This window comes from Brenneria sp. L3-3C-1 (genome assembly GCF_016456245.1).
GTDB lineage: Bacteria > Pseudomonadota > Gammaproteobacteria > Enterobacterales > Enterobacteriaceae > Brenneria.
On sequence record NZ_JAEMHF010000002.1, the window covers coordinates 251,841 to 272,052 of the forward strand.

A 20,212-nucleotide genomic window follows, 5' to 3' on the forward strand; every position below is an offset into this window, starting at 1 on the left:
ATCGCATCACCATAAAATTTTCACTAACCATAGGAATTTTCTGATATTAGAACAAACGGTAACTCGACTTTCGCCCGCCGCTTTTCGTCGCCGTCCGGCACTTTAATTATTTACTTAATTCTGCGTAATTTTCAGATCTGTAACGGTATTTTCCGCCGGCGCGGATTAACCCTACTCGCCACGTGTTGAAAACAAGAATGACAATGATTATCTTTCGCCGCCCACTTTTATGCAGAGTTAATCATGCGTATCGCCATCCTGGTTTTTTTATCCCTACTAAGCCCGTTATCGCCGGCTAAAACCGTCACGGATATGCTCGGTCGCCAAGTCGAGATCCCGGACAATCCGCAGCGCATTATCCTCGGTGAGAGCCGCATGCTGTATACGCTGGCTTTGCTTGAACCGGGCAACCCGGCAAAAAATGTGGTGGGCTGGCCGGGCGATATGCCGCGTTATGACGCGCAGAGTTGGCAACGCTATACGCAAAAATTTCCGCAGATCGCCCAAATCCCGCAATTAGGCAACGGCAGCCTGCAAACCATGAATGCGGAGTCGCTTCTGCCGCTCAAACCCGATCTGGTTATTTTGCCGCGGCTGGCAAAAACCGCCGCCAACGAAGACCGGCTGCTTCAGACGCTGACCAACGCCGGCGTCCCGGTCATTTATGTCGATTTACGCGTCGACTTACTCAATCACACCTTACCCAGTATCCGGCTGTTGGGGGAGGCATTGAATCAGCCGGAACGCGCGGCGGCATTCAGCGCCTTCTATCAACGGCATATGGATAGGGTCCGTCAGCGCATCGAGCAATATCACGGTAAAAAAACCACCGTGATGCTGCATCTGCATCTTGGTCGCCGCGATACCTGCTGCACCACCGCGGTGGGCGGAAATCTGGGCGACCTGCTGAGGTTTGCCGGCGGTGAAAACATCGCCGCCGGCGTCATCAGCAGCGTCTATGGCGAACTGAGTCCGGAACGGGCGCTGGCCGCCAAACCGGATGTCTACATCGCCACCGGCATGGCGGGGCCGCAAGGCAAACGCTTTTCCAGCCTGATGCTTGGGCCGCAGGTCGCGGAACAACAGGCCGACAGCAGCTTCCGCGATTTGATCCGTCAGGAACCGATTTTGTCTCATCTCGACGCGGTGCGAAACGGTCGGGCATGGAGTATGTGGCACAACTTTTACCTCAGTCCGTATCACGTGGTGATGGTCGAAATGTTTGCCAAAGCGCTCTATCCCGATTTGTTCACCGATATCGATCCGCAACACACGCTACAAGCGCTTTATCAGCAGTTTTTACCTATTGATTTTTCAGGGACCTATTGGAGTCATCTCACTCATGAATAATAAGACATGGCGTAACGGCTGGCCGTTGCTGGCGCTGTTGCCGTTCAGTATTCAGGCCGCAACACAATCCAAAGACGATACGCTGGTGGTCAGCGCGACAACGGCGACGCAGGCGGAAGCAGAAACCGGCTACCAGCCGCATAACACGGTCACCGGAACGCGCACTGAAAGTCGTCTGCTGGATGTGCCGCAGGCGGTCAACGTGGTGCCGACGCAGGTGCTTGAAGATCGCGCGGTACGCAATATTGATGAAGCGTTGTACAACGTCAGCGGCATCACGCAAGCCAATACGCTCGGCGGCACGCAGGATGCGCTCATCAAACGCGGCTTTGGCGACAACCGGGATGGCTCCATTCTGCGTGATGGCATCCGTTCTATTCAGGCGCGTAACTTCACCCCGAGCAGCCAACGGGTGGAAGTGCTGAAAGGCCCGGCCTCCATGTTGTATGGCATGGGCGAACCCGGCGGCGTGATCAATATCATCAGCAAAAAACCGGAGTTAGTGCAAAAAACCCATATTGAAGGCTGGGGCAGCAGCTTTAACGGCGGCGGCGGCCAGTTGGATGTAACCGGGCCGCTGGGCGCCTCGGGGCTGGCTTACCGTATGGTGATCGATCACGATGAAACCGATTACTGGCGTAACTTTGGCCGCAACCGCCAGACCACCATTGCGCCGTCCCTGATGTGGTACGGCGAGGACACCACGGTGCGCGTGGCATACGAGCACATGGAATATCTGACGCCATTCGATCGCGGCACCATTATCGATCCCAATACCGGTAAACCGGTGAACACCCCGCGCGATCGTCGTTTCGACGAACATTACAATACCACCCGCGGCGATCAGGACAGCATCACGCTACAGGTGGACCGCAATCTGACCGATCGCTGGAAAAGCAGCCTAACCTATTCCTATAACCGCAACCGTTATAGCGATAATCAGGCGCGGGCCATGAGCTATAACCCCGACACCGGCATATTGACCCGCCGTCCCGACGCCACGGGGTACGCCCACGCCCAAACCCAGATGGCGCAGTTTACCCTGAACGGCGATGTTGACTGGGGACGCATCAATCACCAGTTGCTGTTCGGCTTTGACTACGAAGCCGACCGCACTTTCCGCGGCGATATGATCCGCGGAACAAATAACAGAACAGACTTTAACATCTACAATCCGGTGTACGGTCAGTTGGCCGCATCGACCAACGCCATCGCGTCAGACAGCGATCAGCGGGAAAATATCGACAGCACCGGTTTCTTTATGCAGGATGCCATTCGCCTTAACGACCGCTGGTTGTTGCTGGCCGGGCTGCGCTACGACAGCTTTGACGTCATGGCCGGTAAAGGCCGTCCGTTCGTCACCCGCACCGACAGTTCCTACAGCCGGCTGGTGCCGCGCGCAGGGGTGGTTTACAACCTGACCTCGTATTCGTCGCTCTATGCCAGCTACAGCGAGTCGTTTAAGCCGAACGTTTCCATTGCCACGCAAATCGGCGCGCTGCCGCCTGAAATCGGCACCGCCTACGAGATCGGCGCCAAGCTGGATCTGCCAAACCGGATCACCGCGAATCTGGCGTTGTTCGATATTGAAAAACGCAATGTGATGGTCAGCGAACTCGACGGCAATGGCGATAGCGTGACCCGCACCGCCGGTAAAGTCCGCTCGCAGGGAGTTGAATTGGATCTGGCGGGTAAGCTCACCGATTCGCTCAGACTGATCGGCTCCTATGCCTATACCGATGCCAAAGTGACGGCTGACCCGGAAAATAACGGCAATGAAATGACCAATGCGGCCCGTCATACCGCGTCGCTGTTTCTGACCCAGGATTTCGGCGCCACCGGCTTACAGTCGGGGGATAACCTGCGCGTCGGCGCCGGGGCGCGCTATGTCGGCCGCCGGGCGGGGGATGCGGCAAACAGTTTCTATCTGGACGATTACACGGTCGCGGACGCCTTCCTGGCGTATAGCCTGCCGCTGAATGGCTATAAGGTGAAATGGCAGCTCAACGTAAAGAACCTGTTTGATAAAACCTACTACCCGTCCAGCGGCAACAACCTGCGCGTCGCCATCGGCGAACCGCGTCAGGTGGTGCTGCGCGCCAGCGTGGATTTCTAAACCGTATCCGCCCCATTCCGTTTCACCGCGGAATGGGGCGTGGATTCGGTCGCCCCTCCCGCCGTTCTGTATCGCTACCCGGCAAACTGCCGGAATAACGCCTTACCGCGCAGCAATCGCAATCCCAGCCAACCGCCGCACAGCGACAGCAGCAACGCCGCCGACAGCGGCAGCGCCACCCACATCGCCACGTTCGGCTCCCAGGGGAAGTTGAATACCTTACGTTGCAATAACCATAATGCGGCTTCCGCGCCAATGGCGGCGGCGATGCCCGCCACCAGCCCCAGCACGGCAAACTCACACCATAGCGTTGTGCGCAACAAACGCAGCCCGGCCCCCAAGGTGCGGTACACCATCAACTCCTGCCGCCGCTGACGCATGCCCACCTGAATTTGCGCCATCAGCAACAGCACGCCGCAGAACAGCACCAGAATCACCATGATTTCCAACGCCCGGCTAACCTGCTGCAACACCTGCCCGACCTGACGCAGGATACTGCCGATATCCAGTACGCTCAGCGTCGGGAATTGACGGTTTAGCTGGGCGATCATTTTTTCATCGCCCTCATAGCGGAAGCTGGTCAGCCACGACTGCGGCTGACTATCCAATGCCCCGGCAGGAAAAATAAAGAAGAAGTTCGGGCGCAGACTTTCCCAGTCCACCTGACGGAAGCTGGTCACTTTGGCGCTGAATGGCTGCGTATCGCCGGTAAAAGTCAGCGTATCGCCGATCTTAATCCCCATCTCTTTGGCTTCGTTCTCTTCCATTGAGACTTCACCGGCTTGCGGCGCCTGCCCTTCCACCAGCACATTGTGCTCGGGGATGCCGTCCAGCCAGGTCAGGTTCAGTTCGCGATTGACCGTGTTGCCGCCGGGATCGTCTTCATGGATGATTTCCGTGGCTACCTGCTGATTAATTTCCGTCAGACGCGCGCGGATAATCGGATAAAACAGCTCCGGCTTAACCTGATGCTGCTCAAGGAAGGTTCTTACCTGCGGCACCTGCTCGGCGGTCATATTCAGCAGGAAGTAATTCGGACTGCCCGGCGGCAACTGCTGCTGCCAGCGTTCCAGCAAATCGCCCCGCATCACCAGCAACAGCGCCAGCAGCATAAACGACAGCGAAAAAGCGGCCAGTTGACTCAGCGTCGACCACGGCTGACGCAGCAGACGGTTAATCGCCAGGCGCAGCGCCAGCCGCTTAACCGTCAAACGCCGCAGCAACAGCAACCCGCCCCAGCCAATCACGCCCAATAACAGCGACAGCACCGCCATACCGCCCAGCAATGACCACAGCAGCGTACCGCCGCCGGACAATATGGCAAGCATCCCGATAACGATCAGCGCCACCGCCGGCAGGTAATAGCGCAGCGGCCAGACATTGGCCACCACATCCTGACGCAGTACGCGCAGCGGTTGCGTCGCCAGCAATAAACGATACGGCCGCAGCCCCACCAACAGCGAGATCAGCACCAGCGAGCCCAACGCCCACACCCACGGCCACAGACCCGAGGCCGGCAGCGCCGCAGGCAACACCGGCGCCAGCATTTTCATCAGCAGCGCCTCAAAACCGAGGCCGACAAGGCTGCCGCACAGGGCCGCCAACCCCAACACCGACAGCCACTGCCCGACAATCAGCCGCCGCAGCGCCTGCCGTCCGGCGCCCAGCGTTTTTAATACCGCCACCAGATCGTAACGGCTGCGGCAATAGTGCCCCATGGACACCGCCACCGCCGCGATAGACAGCAGCAGCGTCAACAGCGCCGAGAGCAACAGGAATTGCTGCGAGCGTTTCAGCGACTGACTCAGCGCGCCCTCGGAATCTTCCATACCGTACCAGCGCTGATCGGGCTTGAGCAGCGGCTTGATAAAATCGCTAAAGCCGTCGATCTGCCGCGCATCCCCGGCAAACATATAGCGCCAGGTAATCCGACCGCCGGGCTGGATGGCGCCGGTTTTTTCCACATCGGCCAGGTTCATCAAAATACGCGGCGCGGTCTCAAACGGATTAAAGCCGGAATCCGGTTCCTGAATCAGCTCGCCGGCAACGCGCAGAGAGGTATCGCCCACATCCAGACTGTCGCCGACCGCTAACCCCAACAGCGCCAGCAGACGCGGCTCAACCAGTACGGTTCCGGGCTCCACCCGCAGCCCGCTCGGGCGCGTCAACAACTCGCCGTATAGCGGATAGCGTTGATCGGTGGCTTTCACCCGCGCCAGCTGCGGCGTATCGCCGGCGAAGGTCATGGTCATAAACGAAATCTGCCGGCTCAGCGTCAGCCCTTGCTGCTGCGCCGTCTGAAGCCACGCCTCATCCACCGGACGCGAGGCGCGCAATACCCGATCGCCGGCCAGAAAATCGCGGCTTTGCTGACTCAGCCCTTTTTCCATCCGGTCGCTGATATTGCCCAGCGCCAGCACACAGGCCACCGCCAGCGTCAACGCCAGCCAGACAATCAATAATGAGGGGGAGCGCCATTCGCGCCAGAACCAGCGCCAGATCATAGGTCTTCCCTCAGTTTGCCGTCCACCAGACGCAGCCGCCGTTCGCAGCGTGCCGCCAGTTGCTCATCATGCGTCACCAGAATCAGCGTGGTGGCGTAATCCCGGTTCAAAGAAAACAGCAAATCGACGATACGCTCGCCGGTTTTGCGATCCAGATTGCCGGTCGGTTCGTCGGCGAACAGCACTTTGGGATGACCGCTAAAGGCGCGGGCCAGCGCGACACGCTGCTGCTCGCCCCCTGAAAGCTGGGCGGGAAGGTGATGCAGACGCTCCCCCAGCCCCAACTGCTGCAAAAGCTGTTCGGCCTGCCCGCGGCTGTGGCTATCGCTCTCCCCGCGCAGCAGCGCGGGCAACTGCACGTTTTCCAACGCATTCAGCGTCGGCACCAGCATAAACGACTGAAACACAAAACCCACATCACGGGCGCGCAGCGCCGCGCGCCCCTCTTCGTCCAATTTGGACAGCGTTTCGCCCATCAGGCTGACGTCGCCTTCACTGCCGTCATCCAGTCCGGCCAGGATCCCCAGCAAGGTAGACTTGCCCGATCCCGACTCGCCGATCAGGGCGATTGTCTGCGCGGGTTTGACAATCAGCTCAACTCCGGTAAGGATGGAAAGCCGATGTTCCCCTTGACCAACGTGCTTACTAAGATGATGAACTTCAAGAATGTTTTCCGCGGGCCCGGTTTTGGTTGGCATAACGCTCGCTGGACTGGTCTTCGCAAACATGTTTTCGTCCTTTTGCTTCTGGGATTATTCAGTGTACGCGCTTTCGCGGCGGATACTTTATTGATACTGGGCGATAGCCTCAGTGCGGGCTATCGAATGCCGGCGGCCAACGCCTGGCCGGCCTTGCTGAATCAGAAATGGCAGACGCTGCCGGAAGGCGCCGCCGTTATTAATGCCAGCATCAGCGGCGATACCGCCACGCAAGGTCTGGCGCGTCTTCCGGCGTTGCTGGAACAGCATCAGCCGCGCTGGGTACTGATTGAGCTTGGCGGCAACGATGGGCTGCGGGGGTTTCCGCCGCAAAACATCGAACAGGATCTGAGCAAAATCATTACCCTGGTCAAACAGGCAAACGCCCAACCGCTGCTTATGCAAATCCGCCTGCCGACCAACTATGGCCGACGCTACACGGATTCATTCAGCGAGGTGTATCCCCGCCTGGCAAAACAGTTTGATATTCCTCTGGTGCCGTTCTTTATGGAGCAGGTGTATCTTAAACCAGAGTGGATACTGGAGGATGGGATCCATCCAACCCGTGACGCCCAACCGTTTATTGCCGACTGGATGGCGCAACAGTTGGAACCCTTAGTTAAGCATGAGTCTTGATAAATAGGGCTTTTCAATTAGGTAAAGTTATGCAAAAAACGGTTTTAATTACCGGATGTTCCAGCGGAATCGGCCTGATTGCCGCGCAGGATCTGCAAAAACGCGGCTACCGCGTGATCGCCGCCTGCCGGCGCGCTGAAGATGTCGCGCGAATGGCGGCGCTGGGTCTGGAAGGAATCGAGTTGGATCTGGACGACGGCGCCAGCGTTGAGCGCGCCGCCGCCGACGTCATTGGACTGACCGGGAACCGTCTGTACGCCCTGTTTAATAACGCCGGATATGGTTTATACGGCGCATTGAACAGCATTTCGCGTCGGCAGTTGGAACAGCAGTTTTCCAGCAATCTGTTTGGCACGCATCAACTGACGCAATTATTGCTGCCGGCGATGTTGCCGCACGGCGAAGGCCGCATTATTCAGACCAGTTCGGTGATGGGATTGGTCGCCACGCCCGGACGCGGCGCCTACGCCGCCAGTAAATTCGCCCTTGAAGCCTGGTCGGACACGTTACGGATGGAGCTGCACGGCAGCGGTTTGCACGTCAGCCTGATCGAACCCGGCCCGCTGGCGACCCGCTTTAGCGCCAATGTCGATCAGACGCAGACCGATAAACCGGTGACCAATCCCGGCATCGCCAAACGCTTTACGCTGTCGCCCGAAGCGGTATTGCCCAAACTGCATCACGCGCTGGAAAGCCCGCGCCCCAGGCTGCGTTATCCCGTCACGCTGGTTGCGCACGGCTTATCGTGGTTGCGTCGTCTGTTGCCCGGACGCTGTCTGGACAACGTATTACGCACCCGCTCCTGATATTGGCTTGAAGCGGCGCATTTTGCCCCCATTTATAGCCAAAATGGCTGAGAGAGAACTCCAATGCTAGAACAACAAGCAACGATTATTGATATCAACGAATCCAACCTGCATCAGGTGCTGGAACAGTCCGCGACCCTGCCGGTTCTGTTCTATTTCTGGTCGGAACGCAGCCAGCACTGTCAGCAACTGGAACCGGTGCTGAATAAGCTGGCGCAGGAATACGCCGGGCAATTTATTCTGGCCAAAGTCGATTGCGACGCCGAACAGCACGTCGCGGCGCAATTCGGCCTGCGCGCGATCCCGACCGTCTATCTGTTCAAAGACGGCCAGCCGCTGGATGGTTTTCAGGGGCCGCAGCCGGAAGAAGCCATCCGTGAACTGTTGACTCGCGCATTGCCGAAAGAAGAAGAACTGAAGGTCGCCGAGGCGCAGCAACTGATTCAGGAAGATAAACTGCCGGAAGCGATGGTGTTGCTGAAAGACGCCTGGCAGCTTAGCCAGCAGCGCAGCGACATCGGCCTGATGCTGGCGGAGATTCAGATCCAGCTCAACCGCAGCGAAGACGCCGAAGCCGTGCTGGCGACCATCCCGCTACAGGATCAGGATACCCGTTATCACGGTCTGGTGGCGCAGATTGAATTGCTGAAGCAGGCGGCCGACACCCCGGAAATCCAGCAATTGCAACAGCAGTTGGAGACCGACCCGCAGAACGCGGAGCTGGCGGTACAGTTGGCGTTGCAGATGCATCAGGTCGGACGTAACGAAGAAGCGCTGGAGCTGCTGATGGGCTTCCTGAGAAAAGATCTGGGTGCGGCGCAAGGGGCCGCGCGTAAAACGCTGATGGATATCATGGCCGCGCTCGGCACCGGCGACGCCCTCGCCGCCCGCTATCGTCGCCAGCTCTATTCGCTGCTGTATTAATCGCGGTTAATTCCACCCGGCCTCCCCTTTCCCGGGGAGGAATCCCCAGAAAGTGATTAAGTATTATTTGATCAATCACGTTAAATAACAAAAGGTTGTTATTTAGGGGTTCTCTTCGCGTAAAAATTGCGCTGAGGTGGGCGGGGCCATGGGGCGGCGGCGCTTGAGCCGCCCCATGTCGGGCGCGTGCTGCAACGGTTGCAGAAATCCGCATTGGTTAGTGCGCACGAAACCTCACTGCACCGACAGAAACGATTCCCCAAATTTGTGGGGATCCCTCACCTTTCAAGGAAGATTAAAACCCAATAATTTTAACAAGTTAGCCAATTAAGAATCGCATACTCAGTCCAGCGTTTCCAACACCGTGATCCAACCGTGGCCGCCGTAGACCGGCCAGCCATTAAGCCAACGGCGCAACATATTCATTGCCAGCATCGCCACCACTTCCTGATGCGTCTTCAGGCTATAACGCTGCACGTTGAACTGTATCGCCTGGGCAAACGTCCCTTGCGGCGTGTGCAGCGCAATCGCCAGCCGATCGTTTTGCCGCTCGCCCACGCTCAGCGCCAGCGCCGACTGATGGCGTTCGGCCAGTTGACGGGTATCGTCGGCCAGCCGCGCTAAATCCTGCGAATCCGCTTTTGCCGGCAATTCTCCCCCGGCCAGAGGGACGTTTGCCGACTGTAGCTGCCAGTTCAGCAAGCCGGCGGTAAAATGTTCGCTTACCGCCAGTTGAAGATGCCGTTCAACCAGGCGCCGGGCCAACTGAGCGGGTAAGCCTTCCGTCCCTTCGAATAGGGCGTTTTCCCCGGCGACGGCGCGCACCTGTTCCCATAACCGCTCCATCGCCGCCCGTTGCGCGGCCGGCCCGGTCAGCTTCAACTCAATAATCGGCATGGCGGAGCGATATCCCAGCACCACGCCCGGCGGAAGCGCCAATCCATCCAACTGGCTGGCAAGATCGCTTTCGGAACGGCCAAAGGTGGTTAAACGCAAACACAGCGGCGGCGGAGCAATCGTAAAGCGCTCGCGCAGACGCGGCATGATTTGCTGATCCACCATGACCTTGAATTCCGAGGGAACCCCCGGCGTAAAAAACATCAGGCATTGGTTCAACCGCAAGGCGAAACCGCATGCCGTGCCGACTGGATTGTCGACCATTTCGGCGCTGGCCGGGATCTGCGCCTGCTTACGGTTGCTCGGCGCCATCACCCGGCCGCGCTCGGCAAAAAAAACCTCCATCCGCGCCAGCCAGTCGGCGTGTTCGACCAATCCTTCACCGGCCGCGGTCGCCGCGGCCAGCGCGCTCAAGTCATCGCTGGTTGGCCCCAACCCGCCGTTTACAATCAGGATATCGGCAATCCGGCTACGCTGGGTAATCGCGGCGACCAACGCGTCGAGATCATCCCCCACCGTCATACGACTGGTCATCGGCAGCCCCTGTTGGAACAGGTAGTCCGCCAGCCAGGCCGCATTGGTATCAATAATCTGACCATGCAACACTTCATCGCCGGTACATAACATCTCGACCCTAAGCATGTTTTACTCCTGTTTATGGCAAACGGGCGCGATCGCTCGCGCCCGTCATAACTTCCGATACCTGTGGAGGGTAAGGCGGGTTATCAGAAATTCAGACCAACGCCGATATAGGCGGAATCGGCCAGCGTGTTATCTGAGCGGCCGCTCTCGCCGGCCATGTTGATATAACGATACCCCACATCCACATTGAGCGGCCCGACGACATGCCAGCGAACCCCCGCTTTACCTTCAACGTAGTGATCAACGTGGCTGGAGAAGGCGTCCGGCGAATAATAACCCTCGCCGTACACAGAGAAGTAACGGTTGATCGGCCACTGTACGCCGCCGCCCAGCGCCAGCGCATGTCCGTCAGAGCCGCGATCCTGATTCAGATACAGCGCCTTGCCGCCAAGCGTGACTTTCAGCGGGCCGACCGGCAGGGTGTAGCCCAGTCCGAAGCCGTAAACATCGTTATCGTTGTCGCCATGAGCATAGCTCACATTACCGGACAACCCGGGCACCAGCAGGCCAAACCCGGCGTTTGCGCCCACATAGTCACGTCCGGCTTCCCCGGAGATGCCAATGGCGTAAACGGAAGACGTCGCCAGCAGCAAACTTCCTGCACAAGCAATCACAAACTTTTTCATTGTTAATATCCTTAAAACCGTTGTTAAACGCACGTGCAAAATATGTCGATATCGTCGCCGATTCTACCCGAATCGGGCCGCTACTCCAGCACGATATTGTGTTAAAGCGGTATTTACGCCGTTAAAACGCGCCGGAAAATTTCAGCGGCGCTCCCGGAAGCATAAAAAATGATTAGCGTCGCTTATTTGGCTAAAAACCCCATAATGAATAATAGTATTTAGGGCAAAGACTCAAAAACGTAGAGTAATAAATATAAGGAACACATGATGAGCAAGAAAAAGCTGACGACGGTCGCCGGCGCTCCCGTTGTGGATAACAACAATGTCATTACCGCCGGACGGCGCGGCCCGATGTTAATGCAGGATGTCTGGTTTCTGGAAAAACTGGCGCATTTCGATCGTGAAGTGATCCCCGAACGACGGATGCACGCCAAAGGTTCCGGCGCACACGGCACGTTCACCGTCACCCACGATATCACCCGTTATACCCGTGCGAAAATCTTCTCTGAAATCGGTAAACAAACCGAGATGTTTATACGCCTTTCCACCGTGGCGGGCGAGCGCGGCGCCGCCGACGCAGAGCGCGATATCCGCGGTTTCGCCATGAAATTCTATACCGAAGAAGGCAACTGGGATCTGGTGGGCAACAATACCCCGGTATTCTATTTGCGCGATCCACTGAAGTTTCCCGACCTCAATCACATCGTTAAACGCGATCCACGCACCAACCTGCGTAACCCGGTCTACAAATGGGATTTCTTTTCCCAACTGCCGGAATCGCTGCACCAGTTGACGATTGATTTCAGCGACCGCGGTTTACCCAAGTCATTTCGTCATATTCACGGTTTCGGCAGCCACACCTACAGCTTCATCAATGCGGCCAATGAACGTTTCTGGGTTAAATTCCACTTTATCTGCCAGCAGGGGATTGAAAATCTGATGGACGATGAAGCAGAGGCGCTGGTTGGTAAAGATCGTGAAAGCGCGCAGCGGGATTTATTCACCGCCATTGAAAACGGCGATTTTCCCCGCTGGAACCTGAAAATCCAAATCATGCCGGAAGCGGAAGCCTCGCAGGTTCCCTATAATCCGTTTGATCTGACCAAAGTCTGGCCGCACGGCGATTATCCGCTGATCGATGTCGGTTTTTTTGAGTTGAACCGCAACCCGGATAACTACTTTTCCGAAGTGGAACAGGCCGCCTTTAATCCGGCACACATCATTCCCGGCATCGGTTTCTCACCGGATAAAATGCTGCAAGGCCGTCTGTTCTCTTATGGCGATGCCGCACGCTATCGCCTGGGGGTCAACCATCATCAGATCCCAGTCAACGCCCCCCAATGTCCGTTCCACAACTACCACCGCGACGGCGCGCTGCGCGTCGACGGCAACAGCGGCAACGGGGCGACCTATGAACCGAACAGCTTTGGCGTCTTTCAGGAGCAGCCAGACTTCAGCGAACCGCCGCTCACGCTGGATGGCGCCGCCGATCATTGGAATCACCGTGAAGATGAAGACTATTTCAGTCAGCCGCGGGCGTTGTTTAATCTGCTGAGCGAAGAAGAACACCAGCGCATGTTCCAGCGTATCGCCGGTGAACTGTCGCAGGTGCCGGAGTTTATTCAGGATCGTCAGATTGCGCTGTTTAACCGCGTTGATCCGGCCTATGGCGCCGGGGTGGCGAAAGCGTTAGGGAAATAATCGGCAGGCGTGAGGTCATCCTCACGCTTTTTTCCTGTCGTTCAGGCCATCGACCCACAATTTTACCTGCTGGCGGGAGAGTTTAATCCCGCCACTTTTCAACGCCTCGGGCAACAGATAATAGGCGACCGGACGCTGAAACCCCGGCAACTGCGGCAGCAGCCAGTCACGGATCTCATCCGGCGTTGTCGCGCCGCTTATTTCCACCACCGCCACCGGACGCTGACCGAACTCCACGTCATCAATCGGCACCACGCAGGCTTGCTGAACATCCGGGTGCGTAAGCAGCAGCGACTCGATATTTTCCGGCTGAATCCCCTCGCCGCCGCTGAAAAACTGATTATCCAGGCGGCCCAGAATGCGCCACTCGCCCTTATCGAAACAGCCGCGATCCCGCGTATGGAACCAACCCTGTTCGTCGACCAGCGGAACTAGCCGTCCGTCGCGCCAATAGCCCGAAGCCAGCGTACTGCCGCGCAGCAAAATTTCCTCGCCCGCCAGACGGATCTCCCGCCCGCTAAGCGGAAGCCCGACGCCGGCACGGCCGTCGGCGCGTTTGGCGCACACCGTCGAAGCCAGCTCGGTTAAACCGTATCCGCACCAGCACGTCACGCCGTGGGCCTCCGCCTGCCGGGTTAACGCCGCCGGGATCGTCGCCCCGCCCAGCAACACCGCTTTCAGCGTCGGGGGCAGCCTATTTTGCGTTAACAGCCGCCATAGCTGGGTCGGCACCAATGAGGCATGCGTACACCCCTGCAACGCCGTATCCAACGGCCGATCGGCGCGTACCACCAGCGTGGCGCCGGCGGCCAACCAGCGCCACACGATGCCCTGCCCGGACACATGAAACAGCGGCAACGACAGCAGCCAGCTATCTCCATGGGAGAACGCCATCATCTGCAACACGCCCCCGGCGCTGGCAAGGTGGGCGGCAAAGGTATGCGCGGCGGCCTTGGGCAAGCCGCTGGATCCCGAGGTTAACGTCAGCGTCGCCAGCCGCTCCGCTTGCCAGGGCAGCGCCGGTGGGGAAGAAGGCGCATCGACAGGGTCATGCCGTAACGCCGCCATCCCTGACGGCCACGGCCGCCCATTCAGGCATAGCCCGTAGCGGACGTCCAGTGAATACAGCAGGGTGTCGGTTAATGATTCAGGCAGTTGCGGATTGAGCGGCAACAGCCGCGCGCCGCACCGTAACAGCGCCAGATAACAGAACAGCATGGCGGGACTGTTCTTACCGCGCAGCACCACGCCGCAACCGGGCGCGACGCCCTGCCGCTGAAAACCGCAGGCCAGTTGATCGACCCGCTGCGCAAGCTGCCGCCAGCTCCAGCATCGCTCGCCGTCGATCAGCGCGTCTGACCGGGAGGCATGGCCGGCCCAGTGACGCCAGGGCCAGTCGTTCAGGATTGCCATACCCGTTCCAGTTGGTCGACCGCCAGCAGCGGTAATTCGCTTTCCGGCCAGGGCCGTATCACCTGCGACTGCATCAAATCCAGCGTATCCAGCCCGGGAATGGTATCCGGCGTCAGCCAGTGCGCCAGACGCGCCAGTTGGCTTAATCCCAAACTGGACTCAATACTGGAGCTGATGACCGCGGTCAGCCCCGCCTGATGCGCTTCCCGCACCAGTTGCCGACAGCGCGTCAGGCTGCCGACCAGCGTCGGTTTGATGACGATGGCGCTGACGCCCGGCTCGGCCTCGACCCGAAAGTCGGCTTCGCGCACGCTTTCATCCCAGGCGATATTGATGCCGGTGTCCCGCGCAAACTCGCGGGATTCCTGACGGGTTTTGCAAGGCTCTTCCAGAAAAGCGATGCGCGAACGCAACTGCGGCGCCACATAACGGGCGAACCCATCCGCTTTGGCCCGCGTCCAGCCGCGGTTGGCGTCCAGACGCAGTTTCAGATCCGGCAACGCCTCCAGCAGCACGTTGACGATCATGCCGTCACGCACCGCCTCATACAGACCGACTTTAACTTTGGCGACTTTCTCGCCCGGCAACGCCTGAAGCATGGCGAATAGCTCATCCGGATCGCCATTGCACAGCGGCGCCTTACGGTAATCCGCCGTCACAGGCAGCTCCTGATTCAGCTCAGCCAGCGCCGCGCTCAGACCAAAGGCCACCGACGGCGGGACATCATCCGTCAGTTCGTCGCCGGCCGCCCAGCGCCGTAGCTGCGCAAGCGTCGCCGCTTCGGCCTCCGCCAGCGTTTCCACGCTGAACTCAGGCAGCGGCGCAATCTCGCCCCAGCCCTGCCGCTCGCCCTGCTGCAAACAAACGATCAGCCCGTCGCGGGTTTTCAGGCGCTGATTGCGCAACACCACCCCGGCCTCCATCGGCACACGGTAGCGATAGACGTTAACCTGACGCATTACGGATTCCGTTTGAATTTACTGAAATCGGGCTGACGTTTTTCATTAAAGGCATTACGGCCCTCCTGCCCTTCGTCAGTCATATAGAACAGCATGGTGGCGTTACCCGCCAATTCCTGCAAACCGGCCTGCCCGTCGCAGTCGGCATTCAACGCCGCTTTCAGGCAACGCAAGGCCATCGGACTGTTTTGCAACATTTCACGGCACCAGCGTACGGTCTCTTTTTCCAGCTCGGCCAGCGGCACCACGGTGTTGACCAGCCCCATATCCAGCGCTTGCGCGGCATCGTACTGGCGGCACAGGAACCAGATTTCGCGGGCTTTTTTCTGACCGACGATCCGCGCCATATAAGACGCGCCCCAGCCGCCGTCAAAGGATCCGACGCGCGGGCCGGTCTGACCGAAAATGGCGTTCTCCGCCGCGATCGTCAGATCGCACATCATATGCAGCACATGTCCGCCGCCGATGGAGTAACCCGCCACCATCGCCACCACCGGTTTCGGGCAGGTGCGGATTTGGCGCTGGAAGTCCAGCACGTTCAGATGATGCACGCCGCTGTCGTCCTGATAGCCGCCGTAGTCGCCACGGACTTTCTGGTCGCCGCCGGAGCAGAAGGCTTTGTCGCCCGCGCCGGTCAGAATAATCACGCCGATGCCGTCATCATGACGGGCATTATCCAGCGCCTGGATCATCTCTTTCACCGTTTGCGGGCGAAAAGCATTACGCACCTGAGGACGATTAATGGTGATTTTGGCGATGCCGTCAGCGGATTTGTGATAGAGAATATCGACGAAATCACCGCTGCAATCGTGCCATTCCACCGGGGCGTAAAGCAGTTCTTCACTGGGATAGAGCATAGTAATTAGTCCTTAACGGGATGCGAAATAAAAGAAAGTATCCGTGCGGCATACGCCGCCGGATTGGCCTGATGCGCATTATGGCCGGCCTGCGCCACGCTCAACAACGGCAAAGCATACTGCTGCGCCAGCGCCTGAAACTTAGCGTCTCTGGCGCCGCACAGATAAGCAAAAGGAACCGCCAACCGCCGGAGTTTTTCTCCCAGCCAGGGCTGACGCCCCAGCGAGGTGGCCTCCAGCATATCCGCCACCGCCGCGCCATGATTGTGGCGGCGCAGGGAGACGAGATTGGCGCGCTGTTCGGCGGTTAAATCAGCAAAAACCGCCTGCTGATACCAGTCATGCAATACGGTTTCCAGCGGTTCATGGCGAAAACGCCGCGCCCAGCGCGCATCATGCAAGACGCGCTCTTCGCGTAATGACCGCACCGGCAGCCCCGGGTTTCCTCCCTCGACCAATAACCCTTGCAGACCATGATGCTGTCCGCAACAGGCATGATACATGGCGATGCGGCCGCCCAGCGAATACCCCAGCAGCCAATAACGCTCAATGCCTTGCCGCTGCAAGGTGGCGTTCAACCGCTGACTCATCTGCGCAAAACCGCCGGGCGTCACGCCGCGCGATCCGCCATGCCCCGGCAAATCCACCAGCAGCAACGGCCAGTGGGTGAAAAACGGCGCTATCGGCCGCCAGTCTTCGGCACTGCCCAACAGACCGTGCAGACATACCAGCCACGGCTGCGAGGGCGCGGGATCGCAGCCGACGACTTTCTGGCTGTGCATTACCAAGCGGCGACCTGCGAGACTAAAGCGTTGAGGGTTTCCGCGCCGTCTTTCGGCGGGACGACCACCTCCAACAGCGTTACGCCGCCCTGCTCCCAGCCCTTCGCAACGGATTGGGAAAGCTGGGTCCAGTTATCCGCCCGGACATAATTCAGCCCGAACATGGCGGCGGCATGACTGAACTCCACGTTTTGCGGCATACAGTAAAATGCCTCCCGCTGCGCCGCCGGCGTCGGCAGCAGCGAAAATATCTGCCCGCCGTTATTGTTTACCACGATAAGCACCAGCGGCGCCGGAGCGTGGCGCAGCAAAGCCAGCGCATTGAGATCGTACAACGCGGACAGATCGCCGACGATCCCCAGCGTCGCCTTGCCATTCGCCCGCTGGACGCCCGCCAGGGTCGAGATCAAGCCGTCGATGCCGCTGGCTCCCCGATTGCCGTACACCGGGTACGCCTGCGGTAACTGCGCCAGCGCATCGATAAGGCGAACCACCAGACTGTTGCCGACAAACAGTTGCCCCTCCGCGGGTAACAATTCCGGTAGGCGGTGCGCCAGTTGGGCTTCGCCAAACCGATCGGCCAAATAGGCGGCGGCATGCCGTTGCGCCCGCAAAGCGTAAGCGCTCAGTTCGTCAGCCCAGGGCGCCCGCGTCAAAGCCGGATGCGCCGCAAGCCAGTCGCTGATATCGGCAATCAGGCGGCGACCGCGATGGTGCGCCGGATCCAGACGGCCGGGCAGCGCATCCACCAGCCAAAACGTCTGCGGCTGGCAGTGTTCCTGCCACTGTAACAGCCGTTTCCCAGTCAGATTCGCGCCGAACTGCACCACAATGTCGGCCTGCCGCAAACATGCGGCCGCCGCCGGATGCGCCAGCCAGAGATCCGCGCAAGGCAACGGCTGACCGCTTTGCGACAGCACATCGCCAATCAGCGGCCAGCCAAGCGCGGCGGCCCACTGCGCGATCTGCGCGCCCTGCGCCGGGCTGACCTGCCCGACAATCGCCACCCCGCGCTTTTGCCGCCATTCATCCCAGTCACGCTGAACCGCCAACGCTGCGCGCCGCATTTCACGCAGCCAGGGGTCGTCGTGCCGCCACCAGTCGCCCAGCGCCATTAACCAGTCGCGGTATGCGGCGTCATCATCGGCGCCATATAAGGGTTCGGCAAACGGACAATTAATGTGTAACGCGCCGTGAGTAAGTTGAGCCATGACGCTGTCCAGCGCGGATACCAGCCAGCGGGCCGGAATATCGGGCGTCGGGCGCGGCAGATTCAGCGCCAACGTTGGGTGAGCGGCATAGAGCCCGTGCTGGCGAATAGCCTGATTGGCGCCGCAGTCGATCAATTCAGGCGGGCGATCGGCGGTCAGCACCACCAGACGCTCGCCGGTCAGCCCCGCCTCGATAATCGCCGGATAAAGATTCGCGGCCGCCGTGCCTGACGTCACCACAATCGCTACCGGTTCGTCGGCGGCTTTCGCCAACCCCAAAGCCAAATGCCCTAATCCCCGCTCGTCAAAATGGGTGTGGCAAATCAATGCGCCATGCTCGGCGGCGGCCAGCGTCAGCGGCGTAGAACGGGAGCCGGGCGCAATGCAGATATGGCGGACGCCATGACGGGTCAGCGCCTCAAGCAGCAACGTTGCCCAGCGACGATTAAATACACTTGTCGACATGTTTTACTCAACAATCCAGGTTGCGGTTTCTGACAATAATTATAATTTTTTCCGTTCCGCCGACTTTGATATAAACCCGTACGGGACACAACAGACATAAAACAAAACTATGACACATCGCCCTCTAGCAGGGATTTTAACCCGGCGGCTTTGTTTTCCAGCTCCAGCCATTCCTGTTCCGGATCAGAACCCGCCACAATGCCGGCGCCGGCGTACAGCTTCAAAATATTGTCGCTGATTTCGGCCGAACGCAATGCGACGCAAAACTCCGCCTGCCGACGGGACAGATAGCCCGCGGAACCGGCATACCAACCGCGCTCGAACGGCTCATGCTCGGCGATGAAGCGTCGCGCGACGCCTCTGGGAATACCGGCCACCGCCGCGGTGGGCTGCAAATCATGGAGACAAACGGCGTCCGACCGCTCCCGCAACTCAGCCTGAATGGCGCGACGCAGATGCTGTACTTTGCGCAAACCGACGATTTCCGGCGGCATCACATCCAGCGTCAGCGCCGACGGTTGCAACTGCCGGCAAATATCATCCACCACCAGCATATTTTCGTACTGATTTTTGCTATCCGTCATCAGCCAATCGGCAAGGGCCGCGCGCTTACGCTCATCTTTATCGCTCGCCACCGTGCCGGCCAGCGCCTCGGTTTCGAGCAGCAAATCACGGCGACGATAAAGCCGCTCGGGACTGGAGCCGAGAAACGCCTGACCGGGGTCATGGGCCAGCATGAAATGGAAACAGCGGTGATTGACCGCGCGGCTGGCCGCGATAAAGGTCGTGGCCCGCAAAGGCCGCGCCAGCGTTAGCGTCGTCGCTCTTGCCAGAACCACTTTCTTCATTTCTCCGGCGGCGATATCCCGCAACGCCCGCCGCAGCAGATTGTCCCAGTCCCGGCGATCCGGCTGATGCTCAACCGCGTTGATCTCGGCCTGCAAGGGCGGCAACGGACGCATCGGCAACAGAAAATTGATGAATGCCGACGCTTCCTCGGCATCCAGTTGCAATGAGGTTTCACTGAATAAGTTTATGCGCAGGCTCAGCGTATTTCCCTGCCGTAATAACTCGACGCGCGGCAAGAAGAGATAGCCGGGGGATACGCCCCGTTCCCTCTCGGCGGAGGTCTGGTCAAAAGCGTTCAGCCCCCAGATCCGCACGTTCTGGTCACAATCTTGTTGCACAAGGAACGCTTCCGCATCCTGAATCCGCTGAAAGCCGCAGACGCGCCCGCAAACCGCCGCCTCTTCGTTTTCCTGTCGATGCTGCCAGTAAAACTGCGGATACGCGGGCTGCGTCGCCAGCCACGACAATAATTCAGACGGTTCACTGAGGGTCAATGAACGCGTTATCTGTCTGAACCCCGCGCTTGCGGGCTGTGGTTCGCGCAAATCCTGCTGCATGTATCGCAACAAGTCGGAAAGTTGTTTCAACGTAACCCCGGTATCCTAACGTAAAGGACGGGATTATACGGAAAAAATGGCGCCGTGGGTGAGAGGTTATGCAGAGAGTCCGCGGCTTATCTTTCACGCCACCGAGGTTAACTTATCTGATTATTACGCCCTCCTTGAGCGGGAGGCGATGAACTCTTCGATTCAGCTAGGTAATTATGGTAGAAAGAA

The 20,212-nt window shown here is 58.9% G+C and carries 16 protein-coding genes; 6 read left to right on the forward strand and 10 right to left on the reverse strand.

Annotated elements, in window-relative coordinates; genetic code table 11:
- The first annotated feature begins 243 nt into the window (after positions 1-243).
- Complete coding sequence (locus tag JG725_RS07635; RefSeq protein WP_172289779.1) at positions 244-1,350, forward strand: ABC transporter substrate-binding protein; 1,107 nt, start codon at positions 244-246, stop codon at positions 1,348-1,350.
- Entirely contained in the window at positions 1,343-3,466 is a 2,124-nt protein-coding gene (locus tag JG725_RS07640; RefSeq protein WP_199377463.1) for a TonB-dependent siderophore receptor, read from the forward strand. The genes JG725_RS07635 and JG725_RS07640 overlap by 8 nt, the downstream gene beginning before the upstream one ends.
- A 74-nt stretch (positions 3,467-3,540) precedes the next feature.
- Here JG725_RS07640 and ybbP read toward each other — a convergent pair whose 3' ends face one another.
- Positions 3,541-5,970, reverse strand: coding sequence for a putative ABC transporter permease subunit YbbP (gene ybbP, locus JG725_RS07645; protein WP_199377465.1), 2,430 nt, complete (start codon positions 5,968-5,970; stop codon positions 3,541-3,543).
- Positions 5,967-6,668 (reverse strand): putative ABC transporter ATP-binding protein YbbA, encoded by a 702-nt coding sequence (gene ybbA / locus JG725_RS07650; protein ID WP_199377467.1) that lies wholly within the window; start codon positions 6,666-6,668, stop codon positions 5,967-5,969. Before ybbA ends, ybbP begins: the two co-directional genes overlap by 4 nt.
- Between ybbA and tesA the strand changes: the two genes are divergently transcribed.
- From tesA to JG725_RS07665, 3 genes are all read left to right on the forward strand, one after another.
- A complete protein-coding gene (gene tesA, locus JG725_RS07655) occupies positions 6,624-7,304 on the forward strand; it encodes a multifunctional acyl-CoA thioesterase I/protease I/lysophospholipase L1 (RefSeq protein WP_199377731.1) in 681 nt (226 codons plus the stop codon). The two genes, ybbA and tesA, sit on opposite strands and share 45 nt — an antisense overlap.
- Positions 7,305-7,333: 29 nt before the next feature.
- Positions 7,334-8,110: an SDR family oxidoreductase gene (locus JG725_RS07660; RefSeq protein WP_199377469.1), complete on the forward strand. Its 777-nt coding sequence runs from the start codon at positions 7,334-7,336 to the stop codon at positions 8,108-8,110.
- Between the two features lie 63 nt (positions 8,111-8,173).
- Positions 8,174-9,034, forward strand: coding sequence for a co-chaperone YbbN (locus JG725_RS07665; RefSeq protein ID WP_199377471.1), 861 nt, complete (start codon positions 8,174-8,176; stop codon positions 9,032-9,034).
- 342 nt (positions 9,035-9,376) lie between these two features.
- On the opposite strand, the gene JG725_RS07670 is transcribed toward JG725_RS07665, so the two are convergent.
- Both JG725_RS07670 and JG725_RS07675 read right to left on the reverse strand, forming a co-directional pair.
- The gene (locus JG725_RS07670) at positions 9,377-10,573 is read right to left on the reverse strand and encodes a nicotinamide mononucleotide deamidase-related protein YfaY (protein WP_172289772.1); all 1,197 of its coding nucleotides are present in this window, start codon (positions 10,571-10,573) and stop codon (positions 9,377-9,379) included.
- Positions 10,574-10,656: 83 nt separating this feature from the next.
- Complete coding sequence (locus JG725_RS07675) at positions 10,657-11,199, reverse strand: YfaZ family outer membrane protein (RefSeq protein ID WP_172289771.1); 543 nt, start codon at positions 11,197-11,199, stop codon at positions 10,657-10,659.
- 267 nt (positions 11,200-11,466) lie between these two features.
- On the opposite strand from JG725_RS07675, the gene JG725_RS07680 reads away from it, so the two are divergent.
- A complete protein-coding gene (locus JG725_RS07680; RefSeq protein WP_199377473.1) occupies positions 11,467-12,900 on the forward strand; it encodes a catalase in 1,434 nt (477 codons plus the stop codon).
- A gap of 21 nt (positions 12,901-12,921) precedes the next feature.
- Here the strand turns inward: JG725_RS07680 and menE are convergent, their stop codons facing one another.
- The 6 genes from menE to menF form a co-directional block, all read right to left on the reverse strand.
- Positions 12,922-14,313, reverse strand: a complete 1,392-nt coding sequence (gene menE / locus JG725_RS07685) for an o-succinylbenzoate--CoA ligase (protein ID WP_199377475.1) — start codon at positions 14,311-14,313, stop codon at positions 12,922-12,924.
- Positions 14,301-15,272 carry an o-succinylbenzoate synthase gene (menC, locus tag JG725_RS07690; protein WP_199377477.1) on the reverse strand — a complete coding sequence of 324 codons (972 nt, stop codon included), beginning with the start codon at positions 15,270-15,272 and terminating at the stop codon, positions 14,301-14,303. Before menC ends, menE begins: the two co-directional genes overlap by 13 nt.
- Positions 15,272-16,129, reverse strand: a complete 858-nt coding sequence (gene menB / locus JG725_RS07695) for a 1,4-dihydroxy-2-naphthoyl-CoA synthase (protein ID WP_172289767.1) — start codon at positions 16,127-16,129, stop codon at positions 15,272-15,274. Before menB ends, menC begins: the two co-directional genes overlap by 1 nt.
- 5 nt (positions 16,130-16,134) lie before the next feature.
- Positions 16,135-16,911 (reverse strand): 2-succinyl-6-hydroxy-2,4-cyclohexadiene-1-carboxylate synthase, encoded by a 777-nt coding sequence (gene menH, locus JG725_RS07700; protein ID WP_199377478.1) that lies wholly within the window; start codon positions 16,909-16,911, stop codon positions 16,135-16,137.
- Positions 16,911-18,587, reverse strand: a complete 1,677-nt coding sequence (menD, locus tag JG725_RS07705; protein WP_199377480.1) for a 2-succinyl-5-enolpyruvyl-6-hydroxy-3-cyclohexene-1-carboxylic-acid synthase — start codon at positions 18,585-18,587, stop codon at positions 16,911-16,913. The genes menH and menD overlap by 1 nt, the downstream gene beginning before the upstream one ends.
- Before the next feature lie 107 nt (positions 18,588-18,694).
- Entirely contained in the window at positions 18,695-20,023 is a 1,329-nt protein-coding gene (gene menF, locus JG725_RS07710; RefSeq protein ID WP_172289764.1) for an isochorismate synthase MenF, read from the reverse strand.
- Positions 20,024-20,212: the final 189 nt, after the last annotated feature.